The 241-nt window shown below is 64.7% G+C and carries 1 protein-coding gene; it reads left to right on the top strand.

Annotated elements, in window-relative coordinates; all coding sequences use genetic code 11:
- Window positions 1–92 precede the first annotated feature (92 nt).
- Window positions 93–241 (top strand): putative quinol monooxygenase (locus tag HMPREF0519_RS14745; RefSeq protein WP_369077486.1); only part of this gene is annotated, 149 nt, incomplete at its 3' end.

The following is a 241-nucleotide window of genomic DNA, read 5'->3' on the forward strand; positions in this document are numbered from 1 at the left end:
GGCTTTCAGTCCCTGCCGGTGGACTGGACCATCAACAGCCCGCGCAAGAAGGCCTTCTTCGGCTATCTCAAGACCATTACCGGCGGCGCACCGTGAGCGGCGGCCATGTCGTCGTCGTCGATCTCGGAATAGGCGACGGACATCTCGAACGCTTCATGCCGTTGCTGCTGGAAAACGCGCGCCGCTCGCTGGCCAAGGAGGCGGGCTGCCTGCGCTTCGACGTTTGCCGGGACGCCGAGGA

Source organism: Lentilactobacillus hilgardii DSM 20176 = ATCC 8290, assembly GCF_000159315.1.
GTDB lineage: Bacteria > Bacillota > Bacilli > Lactobacillales > Lactobacillaceae > Lentilactobacillus > Lentilactobacillus hilgardii.